Annotated in this window: 13 protein-coding genes; 2 read left to right on the top strand and 11 right to left on the bottom strand. The window is 48.7% G+C overall.

The genetic code is table 11. The features are described 5' to 3' along the window. Nucleotides 1-78: 78 nt before the first annotated feature. Both rd and ACMN7X_RS00685 read right to left on the bottom strand, forming a co-directional pair. On the bottom strand, nucleotides 79-240 hold the full coding sequence (gene rd, locus ACMN7X_RS00690) for a rubredoxin (protein WP_418745590.1): 162 nt from the start codon (nucleotides 238-240) through the stop codon (nucleotides 79-81). A 45-nt stretch (nucleotides 241-285) separates the two neighbouring features. Further along, nucleotides 286-654, bottom strand: coding sequence for a desulfoferrodoxin family protein (locus ACMN7X_RS00685; protein ID WP_418745589.1), 369 nt, complete (start codon nucleotides 652-654; stop codon nucleotides 286-288). A 130-nt stretch (nucleotides 655-784) separates the two neighbouring features. Here ACMN7X_RS00685 and ACMN7X_RS00680 point away from each other — a divergent pair, with 130 nt between their 5' ends. Further along, nucleotides 785-1,429: a Crp/Fnr family transcriptional regulator gene (locus ACMN7X_RS00680; RefSeq protein WP_418745588.1), complete on the top strand. Its 645-nt coding sequence runs from the start codon at nucleotides 785-787 to the stop codon at nucleotides 1,427-1,429. On the opposite strand, the gene ftsH is transcribed toward ACMN7X_RS00680, so the two are convergent. The 6 genes from ftsH to ACMN7X_RS00650 form a co-directional block, all read right to left on the bottom strand. Continuing rightward, nucleotides 1,383-3,356 (bottom strand): ATP-dependent zinc metalloprotease FtsH, encoded by a 1,974-nt coding sequence (gene ftsH, locus ACMN7X_RS00675; RefSeq protein WP_418745587.1) that lies wholly within the window; start codon nucleotides 3,354-3,356, stop codon nucleotides 1,383-1,385. The genes ACMN7X_RS00680 and ftsH overlap by 47 nt on opposite strands. Nucleotides 3,357-3,470: 114 nt before the next feature. Continuing rightward, a complete protein-coding gene (gene hslO / locus ACMN7X_RS00670) occupies nucleotides 3,471-4,376 on the bottom strand; it encodes an Hsp33 family molecular chaperone HslO (protein WP_418745586.1) in 906 nt (301 codons plus the stop codon). 5 nt (nucleotides 4,377-4,381) lie between these two features. Beyond that, entirely contained in the window at nucleotides 4,382-5,170 is a 789-nt protein-coding gene (locus ACMN7X_RS00665; RefSeq protein ID WP_418745585.1) for a class I SAM-dependent DNA methyltransferase, read from the bottom strand. A 3-nt stretch (nucleotides 5,171-5,173) separates the two neighbouring features. After that, the gene (locus ACMN7X_RS00660) at nucleotides 5,174-5,371 is read right to left on the bottom strand and encodes a small, acid-soluble spore protein, alpha/beta type (RefSeq protein WP_418745604.1); all 198 of its coding nucleotides are present in this window, start codon (nucleotides 5,369-5,371) and stop codon (nucleotides 5,174-5,176) included. A gap of 103 nt (nucleotides 5,372-5,474) precedes the next feature. Then, on the bottom strand, nucleotides 5,475-9,080 hold the full coding sequence (gene addA / locus ACMN7X_RS00655) for a helicase-exonuclease AddAB subunit AddA (protein WP_418745584.1): 3,606 nt from the start codon (nucleotides 9,078-9,080) through the stop codon (nucleotides 5,475-5,477). Next, nucleotides 9,041-12,436, bottom strand: a complete 3,396-nt coding sequence (locus tag ACMN7X_RS00650) for a PD-(D/E)XK nuclease family protein (protein ID WP_418745583.1) — start codon at nucleotides 12,434-12,436, stop codon at nucleotides 9,041-9,043. The genes addA and ACMN7X_RS00650 overlap by 40 nt, the downstream gene beginning before the upstream one ends. 129 nt (nucleotides 12,437-12,565) lie before the next feature. Here ACMN7X_RS00650 and ACMN7X_RS00645 point away from each other — a divergent pair, with 129 nt between their 5' ends. Next, nucleotides 12,566-13,003, top strand: a complete 438-nt coding sequence (locus ACMN7X_RS00645) for a hypothetical protein (RefSeq protein WP_418745582.1) — start codon at nucleotides 12,566-12,568, stop codon at nucleotides 13,001-13,003. A gap of 89 nt (nucleotides 13,004-13,092) precedes the next feature. Here the strand turns inward: ACMN7X_RS00645 and ACMN7X_RS00640 are convergent, their stop codons facing one another. From ACMN7X_RS00640 to dapB, 3 genes are read right to left on the bottom strand one after another with little or no spacing between them, the layout of a single operon-like run. Continuing rightward, entirely contained in the window at nucleotides 13,093-15,009 is a 1,917-nt protein-coding gene (locus ACMN7X_RS00640; RefSeq protein WP_418745581.1) for an NAD(+) synthase, read from the bottom strand. Between the two features lie 38 nt (nucleotides 15,010-15,047). After that, nucleotides 15,048-17,027, bottom strand: a complete 1,980-nt coding sequence (locus ACMN7X_RS00635; RefSeq protein WP_418745603.1) for a fructose-1,6-bisphosphatase — start codon at nucleotides 17,025-17,027, stop codon at nucleotides 15,048-15,050. Between the two features lie 47 nt (nucleotides 17,028-17,074). Further along, nucleotides 17,075-17,833 carry a 4-hydroxy-tetrahydrodipicolinate reductase gene (gene dapB, locus ACMN7X_RS00630; RefSeq protein WP_418745580.1) on the bottom strand — a complete coding sequence of 253 codons (759 nt, stop codon included), beginning with the start codon at nucleotides 17,831-17,833 and terminating at the stop codon, nucleotides 17,075-17,077. Nucleotides 17,834-17,902 lie beyond the last annotated feature (69 nt).

The raw sequence follows: 17,902 nt of genomic DNA, 5'->3' as shown, positions 1-17,902 counted from the left end.
TTATCGGAGCATTTCGACAAAAAATCCCCGCAGGAATTCTATATTCTTTCCTGTGGGGATATTTTTTTAATATAATATTTATTCTGCAACTTTAAATTCATCTTTACCAGCGCCGCAGATCGGGCAAACCCAATCTTCCGGTAAATTTTCAAAGGCTGTTCCCGGGGCAATGCCGTTATCCGGATCACCTACTGCCGGGTCATATACATATCCGCATGGTTCACATTCATAAGATTTCATAGTCTGCCTCCTTATTCTTTCTTTTTACAATTCTTCTATTCAGAATCAGGCTTTCCAAAGTCCATGAAGGTTGCAGTATGCATAAGCGGCAACAACTTTATCGCCCTCAACCAATGCAAATTCTGCTCTTGGAGCCTCTTCCGGTTTTAAGTCCACTTTCTGATATCCTTTTTCTGTTTCAAGAACGATCCATTCAATATAATGTTCCGCGATCATCGGATGGGCAACGCCGCCAACTTCAACGACAACTTTCTGTCCCTCTGCCTTAATAACCGGCACATGTTTTTCAACGGCAGCATCGGTTGTTCCAGGAACAAGTTCCACCATCTTCTGTCCGCAGCACATTACCGGTACACCGGCGTTTTTAGCATAAGTAATAATATTTCCACAATGTTCACATACATAAAATTTCATATTTAATTCCTCCCTGAGATTAATTTTTTTCTTATGTCTTTCATTATACGTTTTTTTTTAATAATTTCAGTTGCAATTGCAACTTTTTATCATTTATATTATAATTTTATAAAAAACAGGAGGTATCCCAATGGATAACATTCATATTTTCGATAACATTACAAGTGCAGAGCTGGATAAGATGATGGTTTGCTTTAAATCCGAGATCAAATCCTTTCCGGCCCATAAACAGCTTTTATCCTCTTCCACGGGCACAAACCAGATCGGCGTCCTTTTATCGGGAGAAGCCGATTTAGTCAAATATGATTTTGACGGCTACCGGAGCATCCTGGAACATTTGTCCAAACAGGATATTTTCGGCCATCTTCTCCTTCTCTCCCTCAGTGAAACACCGATGGAAGTTGTGTCCTGCACGGCCTGCCGGGTTCTCTTTTTTGACTATTCCTGCCTTATTAAACGCTGCAGCCACGCCTGCACGCATCACAGTATACTGGTAAATAATGTCCTTCAGATTTTATCCGTCAAAACCCGGCAGCTCCATACCCGGCTTGACATTTTAAGTCAGCGTTCCATTCGCGGAAAGCTTTTGACCTATTTCCGCCATCTGGCCTATGAACATCAATCCGAGAGCTTTCTTCTTCCGTTTACATTAAACTCCATGGCCGACTATCTCTTTATCGACCGCAGCGCCATGCTCCGGGAAATGAAGAAAATGCGTGAGGAAGGGCTTATTCAATCGAAGGGGCGTCAGATAACACTTCAACGCCATGAATAAAATCCATAAACTCCTGACCGGTGATCGTTTCCTTTTCAAGCAGATAATTAGCGGATTTTTCAAGCACTGTCTTATTTTCTTTAAGAATGGCAATTGCTTTGTCGTAAGCGTCCTCCAGAAGTTTCCGCACAATTTCATCGGCCTTGACCATGGTTTCATCGGCGCAGGTTTTTACCGGCCGTCCATCCATATACTGGCTTCCCGGAATTTCCAAGCCCATCATGCCAAACTCGGACGACATACCGTACATGGTGACCATTTTACGCGCCAGATCCGTTGCCTTTTCTATATCATTGGACGCGCCCGTAGTGATACTTCCGAATTCCACTTCCTCCGCAGCCCGGCCGCCGAGATAGGTTACCAGTTCGTCAAGCATTTCCTGCTTTTTCATCAGAAACCGTTCCTCCGTCGGCATCTGCATCGTATAACCCAGCGCGCCGGATGTTCTCGGGATGATCGTAATCTTCTGGATCGGCTGAGTATCCTTCTGCTTGGCCGCCACAAGGGCATGGCCGATTTCATGAAAGGCTACGATTTGACGCTCCTCCCGGCTCATAATATGATTCTTCCGCTGCTGTCCCGCGATGATCACCTCAACCGATTCAAATAAATCTTCCTGATTGATCAGTTTCCGGTTCATACGCACTGCCCGAAGGGCTGCTTCATTGACGATGTTTGCCAGATCGGCGCCGGAAGCTCCCGATGTCGCCAGCGCAATGGCATCCAGATCCACGCTCTCATCCAGCTTCACCTTCCGGCAATGGACCTTTAAAATATCGATACGGCCCTGCTTATCCGGCTGGGTGACGCTGATCGTCCGATCAAAACGGCCCGGACGTCGAAGCGCTTTATCCAGCACTTCCGGCCGGTTTGTCGCCGCAAGAACAACAACCGCCTTACTGTCATCAAAGCCATCCATCTCCGTCAAAAGCTGATTTAAAGTCTGTTCCCTTTCGTCATTACTTCCAAGCTGATTATCCCGGCTCTTTCCGATGGCATCAATCTCATCGATAAAAATAATGCACGGCGCTTTGGCTTCCGCCTGTTTGAATAAATCCCGGACACGAGATGCTCCCATGCCGACGAACATTTCAACAAAATCCGAACCGGCCAGCGAGAAGAAAGGTACTCCGGCTTCCCCGGCCACCGCCTTGGCAAGCAATGTTTTACCTGTTCCCGGAGGTCCCACGAGCAGTGCCCCCTTCGGAAGCTTTGCCCCGATCTCCCGGTATTTATCCGGATTATTCAGATAATCCACAATCTCCATTAAAGATTCTTTGGCTTCATCCTGGCCGGCCACATCCTTAAACGTTACCTTGGAGCCTTCAGCCACATATTCCTTGGCACGGCTCTTCCCCATGCCTCCAAGGCCGCCCATACCGCCCATGGAGCCCATACTCTTTGCCGCCTTGCGGGATATAATGGATAAAAACCAGAAAGCAAGCAATAATGGAATAACCCAGGATAAAAGGGTACTCATAATTGAAGATGTCTGGGTTGGAATTTCCGAATTCACATCCACACCATAGGCTTCCATCTTTTCCGCCAGTGTGGTATCGGATGAAACGATACCCGTATAATAAGCCTGAATAAGGCCTCTTCCCGCATCTTCATCACTCGGATAAATGTAAATCTGGCTTGCGGCTTCATCAATATTGATCGCTTTAACCTTGCCTTCCTTTGCCATATCCATAAATTCACTGTAACTGATCTGTTTTATCGCCGTATCCCTGACAATCCGGTTCATACAACTGTTGAACAACATGGTCATCAGCAGACCCAACAGAAAGATCATCATCAATTTATCAATGGAAGGGCCTCTCTGTCCTGTCGGCGTTCCGTTTCCCGCTCCGTTTCCTCCGGGCTGTCTGTTTCCCTGAGGCGGCGGCCCTGTTTTCTTAATCTCCGGTCCTCCGTTTTCACTCATACTGTTTCCTCCTTCAGGTTTGTTAGCACTCATCTTTTGCGAGTGCTAAATTTAGTATTCATTCTACCACGTGTTCCGGAAAATACAAGTCTTCTTATGTTTATTTTCGAAAGTTCATACTTTTTTTAGAATTTCCTTTAAATCATCGACCGTAAATATGTAGTGACTGCTGCAGAAATGGCAGTTCACTTCAATCGGCTGTCCGTCGTCGATCATCGACTGAATTTCATCCCGTCCGATACTGATGATGGCCCGCTCTACCCGTTCTTTAGAGCAGTTACACTCAAAATAAGTCGGAATTTTATCCATGATTTCCACATCCATGCCGTCCAAAACTCTCTGAATGATATCTTCCGGCGTATTTCCCTCCTCAAGCATTGTTGTCACCGATGGCAGAGCCCCGATATTTTTCTCAAGCTTTTCGATCACATCCTCCTCCGCAAAAGGCATCAATTGTAAAATAAAACCTCCGGCCTGTTTTACCGTATTGTCCTTTTCCATCAATACTCCGAGGGCCACACTGGAATTGACCTGCTCAGAGGTCGCAAAATAATAAGTCAGATCCTCGGCGATCTCTCCCGACACAAGATGGGTCTGCCCCACATAAGGCTCTTTGAGCCCCATATCTTTAATAACGCTCAGAACGCCCATATCCAAAGCGCCGCCCACATCCAGCTTTCCGGCGCTGTTCGGAGGAAGCATGACCACCGGATTGTCCACATAGCCTTTGACCCGTGCCTTCCCGTCCGATGTTACCGTCAGGCCCCTGATCGGACCGCTGCATTTAATCTGGAGAGTAAGCAAATCGTCCTCCCCCTTCTGCATACTTCCCATCATGGCACCCGCCGTCAAAAGACGTCCCAGAGCCGCCGTGGCCACCGGGCTTGTATAATGAATCTGACGGGCATATTCTACGGTCTCCCGGGTGGTCGCCGCAAAAATACGCACCTGATGATCTGCTCCGGTTGCCCGGATAATATAATCGACTCCCTTTTTCTGTTCTGGTTTACTGCATGACATCTCTTTTACATCTCCTCTGTTGTTTTACTTTTACCCTGCTCTGCGGCAATAATATAAATCCGCTCGGAATCCTCCCGTACCGGCTCCATAGTAAAGGCATCATAGGCGCCTTTCCACCGAAGCCCCGAGGCCTCGATCAACCGCCGGATCTCATCCAGATCATAGGCCCTCTGATAATGGACCTCCTCATAACGGTCATATCTTCCGTCATTCCCCCGGATAAAAAGATTCAAAATATATTCGTTCACCCGGGACGCTTCGTCATAATAATTATCCCATATAAAACAGTGGTCCTCCCGGGTTTCCCCAATCGTCTGCTCGCCGAGTATTTTCTCATATTTATAGCGGGTATTCAAGTCAAATATAAAAATGCCCTCCGGATCAAGATAATTATTGACCAGCCGGAACACCTGCAACAGTTCCTCCGGCTCAAGAATATAATTCATACTGTCGCAGACGCTGACGACCGCCCGAACCGTTCCATACAATTCAAACTCCCGCATATCCTGACAGAGATAGAGGACCGGCTTTTCGCCCGTATCCGAATCACTTTCCATACTTTTTTCAATGGCTTCCGCCAGCATTTCCTCTGAATTATCAATGCCGATCATATCATAGCCCCGCCGCTTCAGGGCCTCCGTCATATTGCCTGTACCGCAGCCCAGTTCCAGGACAAGGCCGTCATCCACGCCGTGCTGTTTCAAAAGCATCACCAGATAGTCGCACCATTCCTCATAGGGTATATTGTCCATGAATAGATCATATACCCGCGCAAATTCTGAATAAGCTTCCATGCTTTATTCCCCGTTTCTTTTTTCTCTTTTCTTTTGATTCATAAGACCGCCGATGCGGCCGGTCTCCCTCGCTGTCAGACCTTTCCAGCCAAACTGCTCAACCTTATCAAGCAGGCCCAGTTCCTCCGTGATCTCAAATTTCAGACATTCCTTTGCCTTTTCTTCCGCCGTCTTTTTCTGCCACTTGTCCGGCTCATTCATCTTTTCCATCACTTCCTGCCAGCGGGACTCCCCTTTCTGCTCCATCGTTTACACCTGCCTTTCCGTCATCTTGATTATGACCACGAAAAAGCAAATCTATTCATCAGCAATGGATTTCTCTGTTCATTATAACAGAATATAGAATTCTGTCTTTGACTTTTTTCCCGATGATCTGTTCAATTGCTTTCTGATAATAGTCCAACTGGGTTTTATACCGTTTTATGAGCAGTTCGTCACCGGCTGTCCCCTTCGGGATTCTATCTGTCTTATAATCCAGCAAAACGATACCGTCATCCTCCTCAAAAAACACATCGATAACTCCCTGAATAAGAATTTGCTCTTCTTTCTCTGCCGGGGATGCCGTTAAAAGCTCCGGATAAACATCGGATACCGGAATACCCATGACAAAAGGCCGCTCACGATAAAGCCGTCCCGCCTTTTCCGCCCGGATCATCCGCTGTCCCAGCTCGGACCGGCAAAAATCAAAAACTTTATCCGTCGGAATGAGTTCTTCCCAAAAGGCCGGAATCTGTTCCTTCTCCACGCAGCAATGAATAAATGAAATGACATCCTCTTTGGAAGCAATCTCACTGAAAGGCAGCAATTCAAATATTTTATGAGTTGCTGTTCCTTTCTGCTGCGCCATATACAGTGGGTTTCCCATATCCGGCAAAAGTTCCGACAGCTTTTCCGGGTAGAGGAGCTCACCTGTCATCTCCTCTCCGGCCATTTTCTTTAACTCGCTGACGGTCATTTTTCCCTGAAGTTCAGTCATCAATGCCCTTGGGTACTGCCAGCCGAGTTTCGAATCTATCCGCTCATACAACACTCTGCAATCCTCATGAACAGACACACAATTTTGAAGAAATTCTCTTTCCCTGTCGGTTTGAATTTCCTCCCGGATATCCTCTGCCGCCATATGACCCGGATTAATACAGCGGAACTCAAATCCCCGGCCTGCCCCGTCCCTGCCGTCCGACCACAAAAGAGGCCCCAGCCAATCCAGATAACTTTTTGCCCGGAGCATCCGGCTGTATGTCAGCGGGACCGGCGCTCTTCCGGCCGCCGTCCATTTTTCATCCGCCTTAGCCATGTCCTCCACCGTGCCCACAAGAATCAGCTTTTCCCTGGCGCGGGTCATGGCCACATAAAGCACGCGGACTTCCTCGCCCATCTGCTCAGAGAGCAGTTTTCTCGCGAAGACCTTTTTCGACAGGCTGTGAATTTTAACCCGGTGCTCCAGATCCACGCCGTCCGCCGCCACGCCATACCGGGCATGAACTACGATACGGCTTCGGGATTCCGTAAAATTCATCGATTTTCCCAGTCCCGCAACAAAGCAGACCGGATATTCCAAACCTTTGCTCTTATGTATACTCATGATCCGTACGGCCTGACCGGCTTCCCCGGGCAGCACGGCGCTGCCCAGATCTTCCTTTGATTCTTTCAACTGGTCCACATAACGGATAAAATGAAACAGCCCCCGATAACTGGTATTTTTAAAAGCTCTGGCATACTCCGCAAGCCGTTCCAGATTCGCCCGCCGCACTTCACCGCCCGGCATGGCAAACATCTGCTGCACATACCCGGTCATTCCATAGATTTCATAAATAAGCTCTTCAATCGACCGATGGACCTTTTGCCCGCGGAGCCGGTCATATAAGTCAAAGAAATCCTGCAGCTTTTCCGCTAAAGCCCGGTTTTCTCCCTGAATCAAATAGTCCTGCATATTTTTATATAAATGCACTGAACGGTCCAAAATCCGCACTTCAGCCAATTCCTCATCGGACAATCCCCCCATAGACGATGTCAGCACTGCCGCCATGGGAATATCCTGAAGAGGGTTATCCAGAATACGCAGCATATTTAAAATACCCTGTATTTCAAGGGTGTCAAAAAATCCGGAGGACGTTTCGCCCACGGCCGGGATTCCCATATCTTTAAGCACCCGCACATAGTCCTCCGTCCAATTTTTTACCGTGCGCAGCAATATCACAATATCGCCGTATTCCACCCGCCGGTATTCGCCGGACTCCGTATCCATCACCCATAATCCCGAAGACGGGTCCATCAGTTCACGGATCCGCAGGCCCACGGCCCGCGCCTCCGCCTCCCGCTTCGTCATCTCCGGATCATTTCCATGTTCCACCATCAGCCATTCCGACTGTCTGGAAACATTCAGCTCTGTTTCCGGATATTCAAGCCCCGGATACAGCGCCGCATCCTCATCGTAATCCATACCGCAGATGTCCGGCGTCATCAGGGATTCAAAAATCCGATTGACACTCTCAAGCACACAGGCCCGGCTTCGGAAATTTTTATGAAGGTCGATCCGCTGATGACTTCCTGCATCCTTCGTATAAGTCCGATACTTTTCGAGAAAAATCTCCGGCTCGGCCATACGAAATCGGTAAATACTCTGCTTGACATCCCCCACCATAAAGATGTTCGGATGTCCTTCCCTTTCCCTGGATATGCTGTTTAAAAGAGTCTCCTGCACCTGATTGCTGTCCTGATATTCATCGCACATGATCTCTTCAAACTGCTCACTATAACTTCTGGCTGCCGGCGTCGGCTTATGATCTTCATCCAGCAATATATTTAACGCAAAATGTTCCTGATCGTTAAAATCAATCAGATTCCTCTGTCTTTTTTCTTCCCGGAATCTCCTTGAAAACTCCTCAGTCAGCTTTATAAGCACCGTAAGACTCGGTAAGATCCGCTGCTCCCTTGAAAGCAGCTCCGACAGATTTTCAGAAAAATAATTCTTCTTCAGCCATCCAAGCAAATCTTTAGCTTCCTGCCGCAGGATTTTTACCGTATCTGTCACGGATGCATCGGCCTCCGGTTGTTTTTTCCCGGAAAGACGTTTCCACTCCATATGTTGGATATGGTCATAAAGATCTTCATAGTTTTTACATTCCAGCATTTCATCGATCTGCTCTAAATCAAATAAAAGCATTGGTTCATACAACGCGGGGCCGCCCGCGCCAACGCTCATATCCAAAGCGATCTTCAGATTTCCTGCCATTTCAGCCAAAATCCGCCGGCTCTCCTCCATCACAAGCCGTACCACCGGGCTGGAATCCGCGTTTGCCTCCATGGCCCCCGGATTCATCCGCAGAGAATTGCCGAGCCACTCCTCAGGCCATGGATAACTCTGAGAAAAATCATAAATACGCAAAATCCAGTCCGACAGCCCTTTATCCAGCTTTCCGATGGAATATATTTGGGAAAAGGCCGTAAATTCCGGCGTTTTTTCCATATAACAATCCTCAAGAAGCTGTTCCGCCACATCCTGCTTCAACAAAGCCATTTCCTGCGGATCACCCACTCGAAAGCCCGGGTCCAGGCCGATCTTATCAAAATGCTCACGGAGCACGCTCATACAAAAACTGTCAATGGTTGTGATCATTGCCGACGGGAGAAGCATTTTCTGCTTTTGGAGATGACTGTTCTCCGGATCCGCCAAAAGCTTTGCGTCCACAGCCGCCATCACCCGCTCCCTCATCTCCGCGGCGGCTGCCTTGGTGAAAGTTACCACAAGCAATTCGTCAATATCTATCGGATGGGCGGCATCCGTGATCTTCTGAATGATACGTTCCACAAGCACAGCCGTTTTCCCCGATCCGGCCGCTGCCGAAACGAGCAGACTCCGGCCTCGGAGATTTATGACCTGCTGTTGTTCTTCGGTCCATGATTTTCCCATGCTTCTCTCACCTCCTCATAAATACGCTGCCACACCTCGTCCGCAGACAAATGCATCAGGCGGTGATACTCGCAGCCTTCCAGCTGCTCGTCAAACCGGCAGATACCTTTATACCCGCAATAATCACAGGCCGTCTGTTTTTTACTTCCCTTTATCATCAAATATGGATTTTTGCTGATATTCCCCGACATCCATCCCCCGGCCAATTCTTCAATACGCCGATGCACAAGATATCCCAATTCATCCAGCTGCTCTTCGCTGGCGATACTGGAAGCTTTTGTAAAGTTTCCGTCTTTTTTCAGGCTGATTGGAAGCACCTGGGGCGCCTCCTCCGGCTTTTCATCCATCCATGCCACCACCTGGGGGTCATCATTCACCAATCCCTCCAGTTTCAGCATGGATATAAGCTGATTTTCCAAATTCTCCGGTTTATCCGGCATTTCCTCCAAAACCGGATCCAGCATATGATAATAAAACATCCCCGCTTTGATCACCGGTTTATCCGGATGCCTTGCGCCTTCGATTTTAGCAATGGATTCCAGATAAACAACCAGCTGCAGCGATAACCCATAAAATATTTCCGTCAGATCAAATTCCGTCTGCCCGGATTTATAATCGATAATCCGCACCGCCCGGGCTTCATCACCGTCATAAATATCATAACGGTCCACCGTTCCTACCAAATGTACCTGCTCTCCCACCGAAAACTTTGTTTCGAATCCGGCCGGCACAAAAGAGCCCTTACAGATCTGCTTCTGGATCGTCCATGCCGTCCGTTTCGCCATTCGCACCAGCTGCTCCAGATAATGGGCATAACGGGCATTTTCCAAAAACATGGCCGCCCCGTATTCCATTCCCGTCTCCCGGACACACCGCTCCATCGTTTCATCCCGGAAATCATCGGGCATGCTGCGCCAGTCGTAGGCGCTGTCCTCCACAGCCTTTGAAAACCGTTCCATCGACTGATGCAGAATATTTCCCAAATCCGGCGGCAGAAGCTTTGCCGTCCTGCGCTCTTCCAGCCGCAGGCCCGCACTCAGGAAGTGAGCATAGGCGCAGGCCGCATATTTTTCCAGCGTGGTAATACTTGCCCTCGGCCGTTCGCCGTATAAAGCCCGAATCAGCCGCTGTGACAACGGGCTCATGCGGTTGATATGGAACTGTTCGGCAATCCAGGCGGACAACTTTCTCCGAGTATCCTCATGCTGCATAAACCAGGAGAACAGAGTCTGCCAGAATTCATTTCGAAGTTCCGGCTTTTTTAATCCCTCCAGCAGATAATAACTGCTTTCCTGCATCCCTGTCAGGATCCGCCCTTCATCCCATGCTTCCGGCACCTCCGATTTTAAATCCGGGAACACCGTATACACATCATTCAGCAGTGTGGACGGGCGAATCGCCTTTCCGCTGCCATCCAGTTGGGCATAGGTTAAGATAAGTTGTTTCTCCGGCTTTGCCATTGCCGTATATATATAAAATTTTTCACGAAAATTATTCTGCTTCCCTGTCGGCGCCAATTCCAGGGGACAAGCCGCCAAAGCCTCTTTCTCCCTGTCGGTAATAAGGCCTCCGCCGACCACAGGCGTCGGAATGACCCCGTCGTTGCAGCCTAAAATAAAGACGACCTTCACATCGCCGAGACGGGTTCGCTTTAAATCCCCCAAAACGGCCTGATCTAGGGTTGGCGGGATCACTCCAACCTGAATTTCCGCAAATCCGGCCTCCAATATTTCCATATATTCTTTTAAGGAAACCTTTTCATTCTCCAAAATCCGCTCACATTTATCCAGCAGGCTGTCTACCGCTTCATAAACCTGGGCATATTCCCGCTCCCGGACAAAATCTCCCTCATCATGAAAATTCTCACCATAGGCCGCGATCTGTTCTTCTCCATGCACTCCCTCGATAAAACTCCGCAACGCCTGTGTGTAATCCGCCACTGTTCCCTGACGGCTCATAACAAACAGAGGTTCCAATTCACTGAGAACTTTTTGGCGGATTTCATTGAGGATGACAAAATCCTCCGGTCCGTAATCCCGGTAACGTTTTATAAATTTCTCGCACCACCGTTTCCGGCCCCGGATTCCCGTGGCCAGAAGATAATTATCCAGCACGTCCACCTCCGATGCATCCGCCAGTGTATAGCCGGAACGCAGATATCGGAAAACGCTCTCATAGGAAAAATCCCTGAGGATCACATCCATGGCGCTGCGGAGCATTTCCACAAAACTGTTCTCGGAAAGGTTCGCCTTATCATCGATAAACAGAGGGATACCCATACTGTCAAACTGCCGCCTGGCCGTATCCCGGTAACGAAGCACATCGCCCGTGATCAGGGCAAAATCCTTATAGGACATATTCTCTTCCATCACCATCCGGCGAATTTCCCCGGCGGCAAACCGCACCTCCTCCACCGGATATCCAAGCGCATAAACCTTTATATGCTCCGGCTTTCCCTGCCATGGCCGAAAACGGTGAAAACGAAATAAATGCTCTTCTAAAAAGCTCAGATCCGATCGTTCCGCCGCCCTGTCCAACAGCACCTCCGGCTCCCGGGCCACTTTCAGGCGTATACACATTTTATTTAACTTCCACAATGTCTCCTTTGTCAGATAAAACAGCTGGTACTCCGGGCCCAATTCATAGGGGTTATCATGGATATCAATGCTCAGGCCAATGACTACCTTCCTGCACAAAAGCAGCAGCTTCTCCAGAAGACTGTATTGTGAAGGCGTAAAACCGGTAAAATTATCGATATATATGATACTGTCTCTGATGATCCCCGAATCCGGTACTTTCCGGGCCAGAACATCCAGAAGTTCCTCAGAAGTCATATAGGTATCCGACATATATTCCTTGAAAGCATCATACAATATCTGAATATCTCCAAGCTTCTTTCCAAGCATGGTGTGCTCCCCAATCTGTTTCCGGCTTTCCGACAGTTCGGCCGACTGAACACTGTATTGAAACAGCTCAGAAAGCATGGATTTTGCCTGCCCGACAAAGCCGCTTTTTCCAACACTGGAAGCAAAAACTTCCAGTTCTCCTTTATGTTCGGAGAGAAGCCTGCGAATAACCATGCTCTTTCCCGTGTCCTCCAGAATAGTTTTCTGAATCCCTCCCAGCTCATCAAAAACACGATAGGCCAGCCGCGGAAAACTGACAATATCCACATTCATAACCCCATGCCCCGGATGAAGTTCGACCATCTTCATCTGAGTCTGCATCGTGTACTGCTCCGGCACGATCAGATAAAAATTCTGCTCGGGGCAGGCTAAAGATTCTTCAATTAACTTTCGGTACATTGTTTCTGAGCGACGGGTTCCGGCTCCGCCAATAACCATCTGAAGCGACATTTCATGACCCCCTTCTGTACTGTTACTTATCATAACATATTTTCCATAACCCTTCCACACCCATTCGAATGTCATATTCCTTCCGGCCCCTGCATAGGTTATATTAAAGTATTCTGAAGGAGGCCGATTATGGGTTCAAAAACACGCATCATTATTCTCCAAATGAAGGAAATCATCTATACACTTGTTTTTGTCGTGTTAGCCCTGCTGATGATTTTCCTGTTTATTTATATGTTTTTTCTGAGAAATAACACAAAATCCAGCGAGCCGGCATCCGCACCTACATATACTCCGGGCGTCTATACCACCTCCATTGTCCTTGGAGACCACCCGGTCAGCCTTCAGGTGAATGTAGACTCCGACCATATTAACAGTATCACCACAGCGCCCCTCGAAGAGAGCGTCACCGCCATGTATCCCCTGCTGGAATCCTGCCTTGAGGATATCAGCTCTCAGCTCACCGCCGGAGTCCCCATCGGCGAAGTCACCTATGACGACTCAAGCCAGTACACCGCTTCTATTTTACTGAACGCTATTTCGGCGGCGCTGGATAAGGCATCCAACTGAAAAAAGAAAAATTCGGATTACCCAAAACAGAGCCGATGAATCCGTGATCATATCACAGGTTCACCGGCTCTGCATCTTTTTACAATCTTTTATATCTCTATTTTCTCCAGCTCCGCTTTCCAGAGATTTGCCGACGCATCACTCGGCATCCGCCAGTCTCCCCGCGGCGACAGGGCCACTGAGCCGACCTTCGGTCCATCCGGAATGCAGGAACGTTTAAACTGCTGGGTAAAGAAACGGTGATAAAAGTTTTTCAGCCATTTCAGAATAATCTCCGGGGCATATTCACCGTCAAAAGCCATATTCGCCAGACGGAAGATTTTTGCCGGAGGGCAGCCGAAACGCATCATATGATACAGGAAAAAGTCGTGGAGCTCATAAGGGCCGACCAAATCCTCGGTCTTCTGAGAGATTTCTCCCTCTTTTGGCGGAATCAATTCCGGGCTTACCGGCGTATCCAGAATATCCAGCAGCACATCTCTCAATGTTCCCGACTCGCAGGTATCCGCATAATAGCGCACCAAATGGCGCACTAAGGTTTTCGGCACGGAAGCATTGACGCCGTACATAGACATGTGGTCGCCATTATAGGTGGCCCACCCAAGGGCCAGCTCAGACAGATCGCCTGTGCCGATCACAAGGCCGCCGCACTGATTTGCCAGATCCATAAGCACCTGGGTCCGCTCGCGCGCCTGACCGTTTTCATAGGTGACATCGTGCTTTTCCAAATCCTGGCCGATATCTCTGAAATGAAGTGAGACCGCCTCCCGGATATTTACTTCCAAAAGCTCTGCGCCGAGTTCCCTCACAAGCTGACAGGCATTATTGTAGGTCCGATCCGTTGTTCCAAAGCACGGCATAGTCACCGCCTTAATTTCTTTTCGCTCAATGCCGAGCAGATCAAAGGCCCGCACTGTCACAAGCAGGGCCAGTGTGGAATCCAATCCGCCGGAAATGCCGACCACCGCATTTCTGCAATGGGTATGGGCCAGCCGCTTTTTCAGCCCCATGGCCTGAATCGACAAAATTTCCTCACAGCGTTTCCGCCTGTCCATATCCGCCGCGGGAACAAAAGGCCGCGGGTCCACACACCGCTCCAGTTCCAACGGCTCAACCTCCGTCTCAAAGGATATACGAACATAGGCGACATCCTCATTTTGGATAAATGTAGTCATACGGCGGCGTTCACTGCAGAGCCGTCCCAGATCCAGATCACCATAGACAATACCCGTCTCAAAGCGTTTCGATTCAGAGAGGCATACCCCGTTCTCGCAGATTAAATTATGCCCCGGAAAAACCAGATCCGTGGTGGACTCACCCTCGCCGGCCCCCGCATAAACATAGCCGCAGATGAGCCGCGCAGACTGGCTGCTCACCAGTTCTTTCCGATAGACATCCTTTCCCGTCGTCTCATCACTGGCCGATACGTTGAAAATTACCGTTGCCCCCGCCAGCGCATGGGATATACTCGGCGGATTCGGCGCCCATAAATCTTCGCAGATTTCTCCGGCAACCACAAATCCCGGCATAGAAGCGCAATCAAACAGAAGATGGGTGCCGAACCATGTCTCCTGCCCGGCCAGGGATATGAGCATCGGTTTTTTCACTCCCCGCTCAAAATGACGTGCTTCATAAAACTCAGAATAATTCGGAATAAAGGTTTTTGGCACAACTCCGAGGATCACGCCGTCCTTAAAGACTACAGCCGTATTATATAACTTGCCGTTCACCGCAAGCGGCATACCGACAACCCCGAGAATATCCATGCCCCGGGACACCTCCAGAAGTTTTTCCAGCTCACTGACACAGCTCTTCAGCAGCAATTCCTGGAGAAAAAGATCCCCGCAGGTATAACCGGTCAGACAAAGCTCCGGGAATACAACCATCCGCGCCTTATGCTCACAGGCTTCCTTCAACATCCTTTCTACCTGTTTCCGGTTATACTCACAGTCCGCCACCTGAATATCCGGCGTTGCTGCCGCTACTCTGATAAATCCGTCCTTCATTCCTGATTCCTCCAACTATTTTTCTCTCCGGGCCTTATCTATTTGCCCGCATTTTCCCGAAGCTTACCATTTCTGTAAGCCTTCAAAAGTAACTCCAGATCATTGATCTTCTTCTGAATGACCTTGCCGTTATCCGTGTCCGCCACATATTTGCGTTCAAGCAGTTTCTCAATGACATTAATGTCTTCGCAGATATCCGTTTCTTCTTTAATGGCCTTCTCCGCGCTCTCGAAAGGCAGATGGGTCACCAGTTTTAAGCCATAAGAATTGTAAACCAGCGTATAGCCTGCAATACCCGTCGTTTTCTGATAGGCCTTCGAAAAACCGCCGTCGATGATAAACAGCTTGCCGTTGCCCTTTACCGGGCTCTCTCCCTTTTTAAGTTTTACCGGCATATGACCGTTAATAATATGGGCCGTTTTCGGGTCCAGCCCGAATTCCCGAATGATATTATCGCAAATTTTCTCATTAACGTTTTCATCTTCAATAAGGCGGTAATACGGGTCTTTCCGCTCTTCATGAGTATCCTTCTCACCGAGGAAATACCGCTCAAAGGTAGCCATCTTCTCTTTGCCGAATACCGGAGAATTTTCATTTGTCCAGGCAAACCACATTAAATCCTGGCCATAGGCCTTCTCCTCGGATTCAGGCAGGTAATAACCCCGGCGGACGTTTTTCTCAATAAAATCATAGAGAGCTTTTCCTCTGTACCCTTTACCCTGAAGATAGACTTCCCTGAAACTTCCGTCCTCATTCATCGGCACACAGCCGTGATAATACAGATTTTGATTATAACATAAATACAGACTTCCCGATTTCAACAGGAACTGCACATGTTTCTGAAGCTTTTCACAATTCTTAAAGTTATGAACCAACCGCTTCATAACCTTCTCTTCCTCTTTTGATAATTGATACGGGTCGCTCCATATAATTGTCGGGAATTTCGTATCCAAAAGCTTATATGTACCGCCGTCGACCTCCACTGTCCAGTTTTCCGGGTCAATCTTATCCAGAAGCAGCCGGTTCTCCATCTTCATTCCCGGGCGCCGCTTAATGAGCTGCCCTTCCAGCTTAAACTGAATGATTGAAATCGCTTTATGCATTTTCATCTCCGTCTGCTCTTCGATCCGGCTCAGCATGTCCACTTCGCCGTGGTCCTGCACATGGAACAATTCACAGTCGTCATCCGCATAAACCTCCAGGGCGAAATTTGCCAGCGGCATCAGATTGATACCGTAATCATCCTCCAGCGTAGCCAGATTGCCGTAGCGGGCGCAAATGCGAATAACGTTGGCGATACAGGCCGCCTGCCCGGAAGCCGCGCCCATCCAGAGCAGATCATGATTGCCCCACTGAATGTCCACCGAATGGTAATTCATCAGATGATCCATAATTTCCGCGGCGCCGGAACCTCTGTCATAAATATCACCGACAATGTGCAGATGATCGATAACCAGCCGCTGGATCAGTTCACACAGGGCAATGATAAAGGCCCTGGACCGCCCGATACGGATGATCGTATCAATGATCCCGTTATAATAAGCCTCTTTATTGGTGATTTCTTCTTTTTCATTGATCAACTCTTCGATCACATAGGCGAAATCCTTCGGCAGCGCTTTCCGCACTTTCGAACGGGTGTACTTGGAAGCTACCCGCTTGCACACCTGGATCAACCGGTGCAGCGTGATCTTATACCAGTCATCCAGCTCCGGCTCCTCTTTTTCAATCAGATCCAGCTTCTCCGACGGATAGTAGATCAGCGTTGCCAGCTGCTTCTTATCCCGAATACAGAGAGAATTGCCAAACTCATCATCGATTTTTGCCCGGACAGCCCCAGAACCGTTTTTCAGCACATGAAAAAACTGCTCCGCTTCACCATGAATATCACTGAGCACATGTTCCGTCCCTTTCGGCAGATTTAAAATTGCCTGAAGGTTGATGATCTCCGTGGACGCCGAGGCGATCGACGGGTACATTTCCGACAGAACTTCCAGATATCTTGTCTGCAATGCGTCAATTTCGCTTGTTTTTTTGCTGTTTCCCATAATTGTAACCCCCATTTGTTTTATCCGGCAATGACATCATTCATCGTATACATGCCCGGTGCTTTATCCTTCAGAAAGTTTGCCGCAGAAATAGCGCCCTTCCCGAAAATTCCTTTTGAATAAGCCGTATGTTTGATCTCAATGACTTCATCCGGGCCGCAGAAAAATACTTCATGCTCGCCGACAATATTGCCTCCCCGAACGGCCTGAATACCAATCTCTTTCCTGCCCCGCTTTGCCCGTTCCTGACTGCGGTCTAATTTATAGGCATATTCTTTATTAAGGACCTCATTCATTGCATCTGCAATCGCCAGAGCTGTCCCTGAAGGGGCATCCAGCTTCTGATTGTGATGCTTTTCCACGATCTCCATATCATATCCGGCCTTTGCCAGGACCTGAGCTCCGATGGCCGCCAGCTTAAATACGGTATTTACGCCGAGAGACATATTGGCCGATCTTAAAATCGCGATCTTTTCAGATGCCTCCGCCACATGGGCCAGCTGGGCCTCTGAGAGCCCGGTCGTGCACAAAACAAGGGGCAGCTGACGCTTCACCGCATAGTCCACCACCGCGTCCACGGCCTTTGCCACGGAAAAATCCACGATCACATCCGCCGGAACATCACAGTCGTCTGCTTTTGTAAACACCGGATAACCGTTATCCATCGTATCCCGAATATCAATTCCCGCCACGATCTCCGCTTCTGTATCTTCCTTCGCCAGCCGGGTGATCACCTGTCCCATGGCGCCGTTGCACCCGTGCATAATAAATCTTACCATTCCAATATTCCTCGCTTTCCAATGTAAACACTATCGTAAAAAGCTGCACCAGATTGTCAAAAATCTGAC

The sequence above is a fragment of the Frisingicoccus sp. genome, from assembly GCF_048388605.1.
Taxonomy (GTDB): domain Bacteria; phylum Bacillota; class Clostridia; order Lachnospirales; family Lachnospiraceae; genus Frisingicoccus.
The sequence above is the reverse complement of the archived record's forward strand: the minus strand, read 5'-3'. Positions and strand labels throughout refer to the sequence as shown.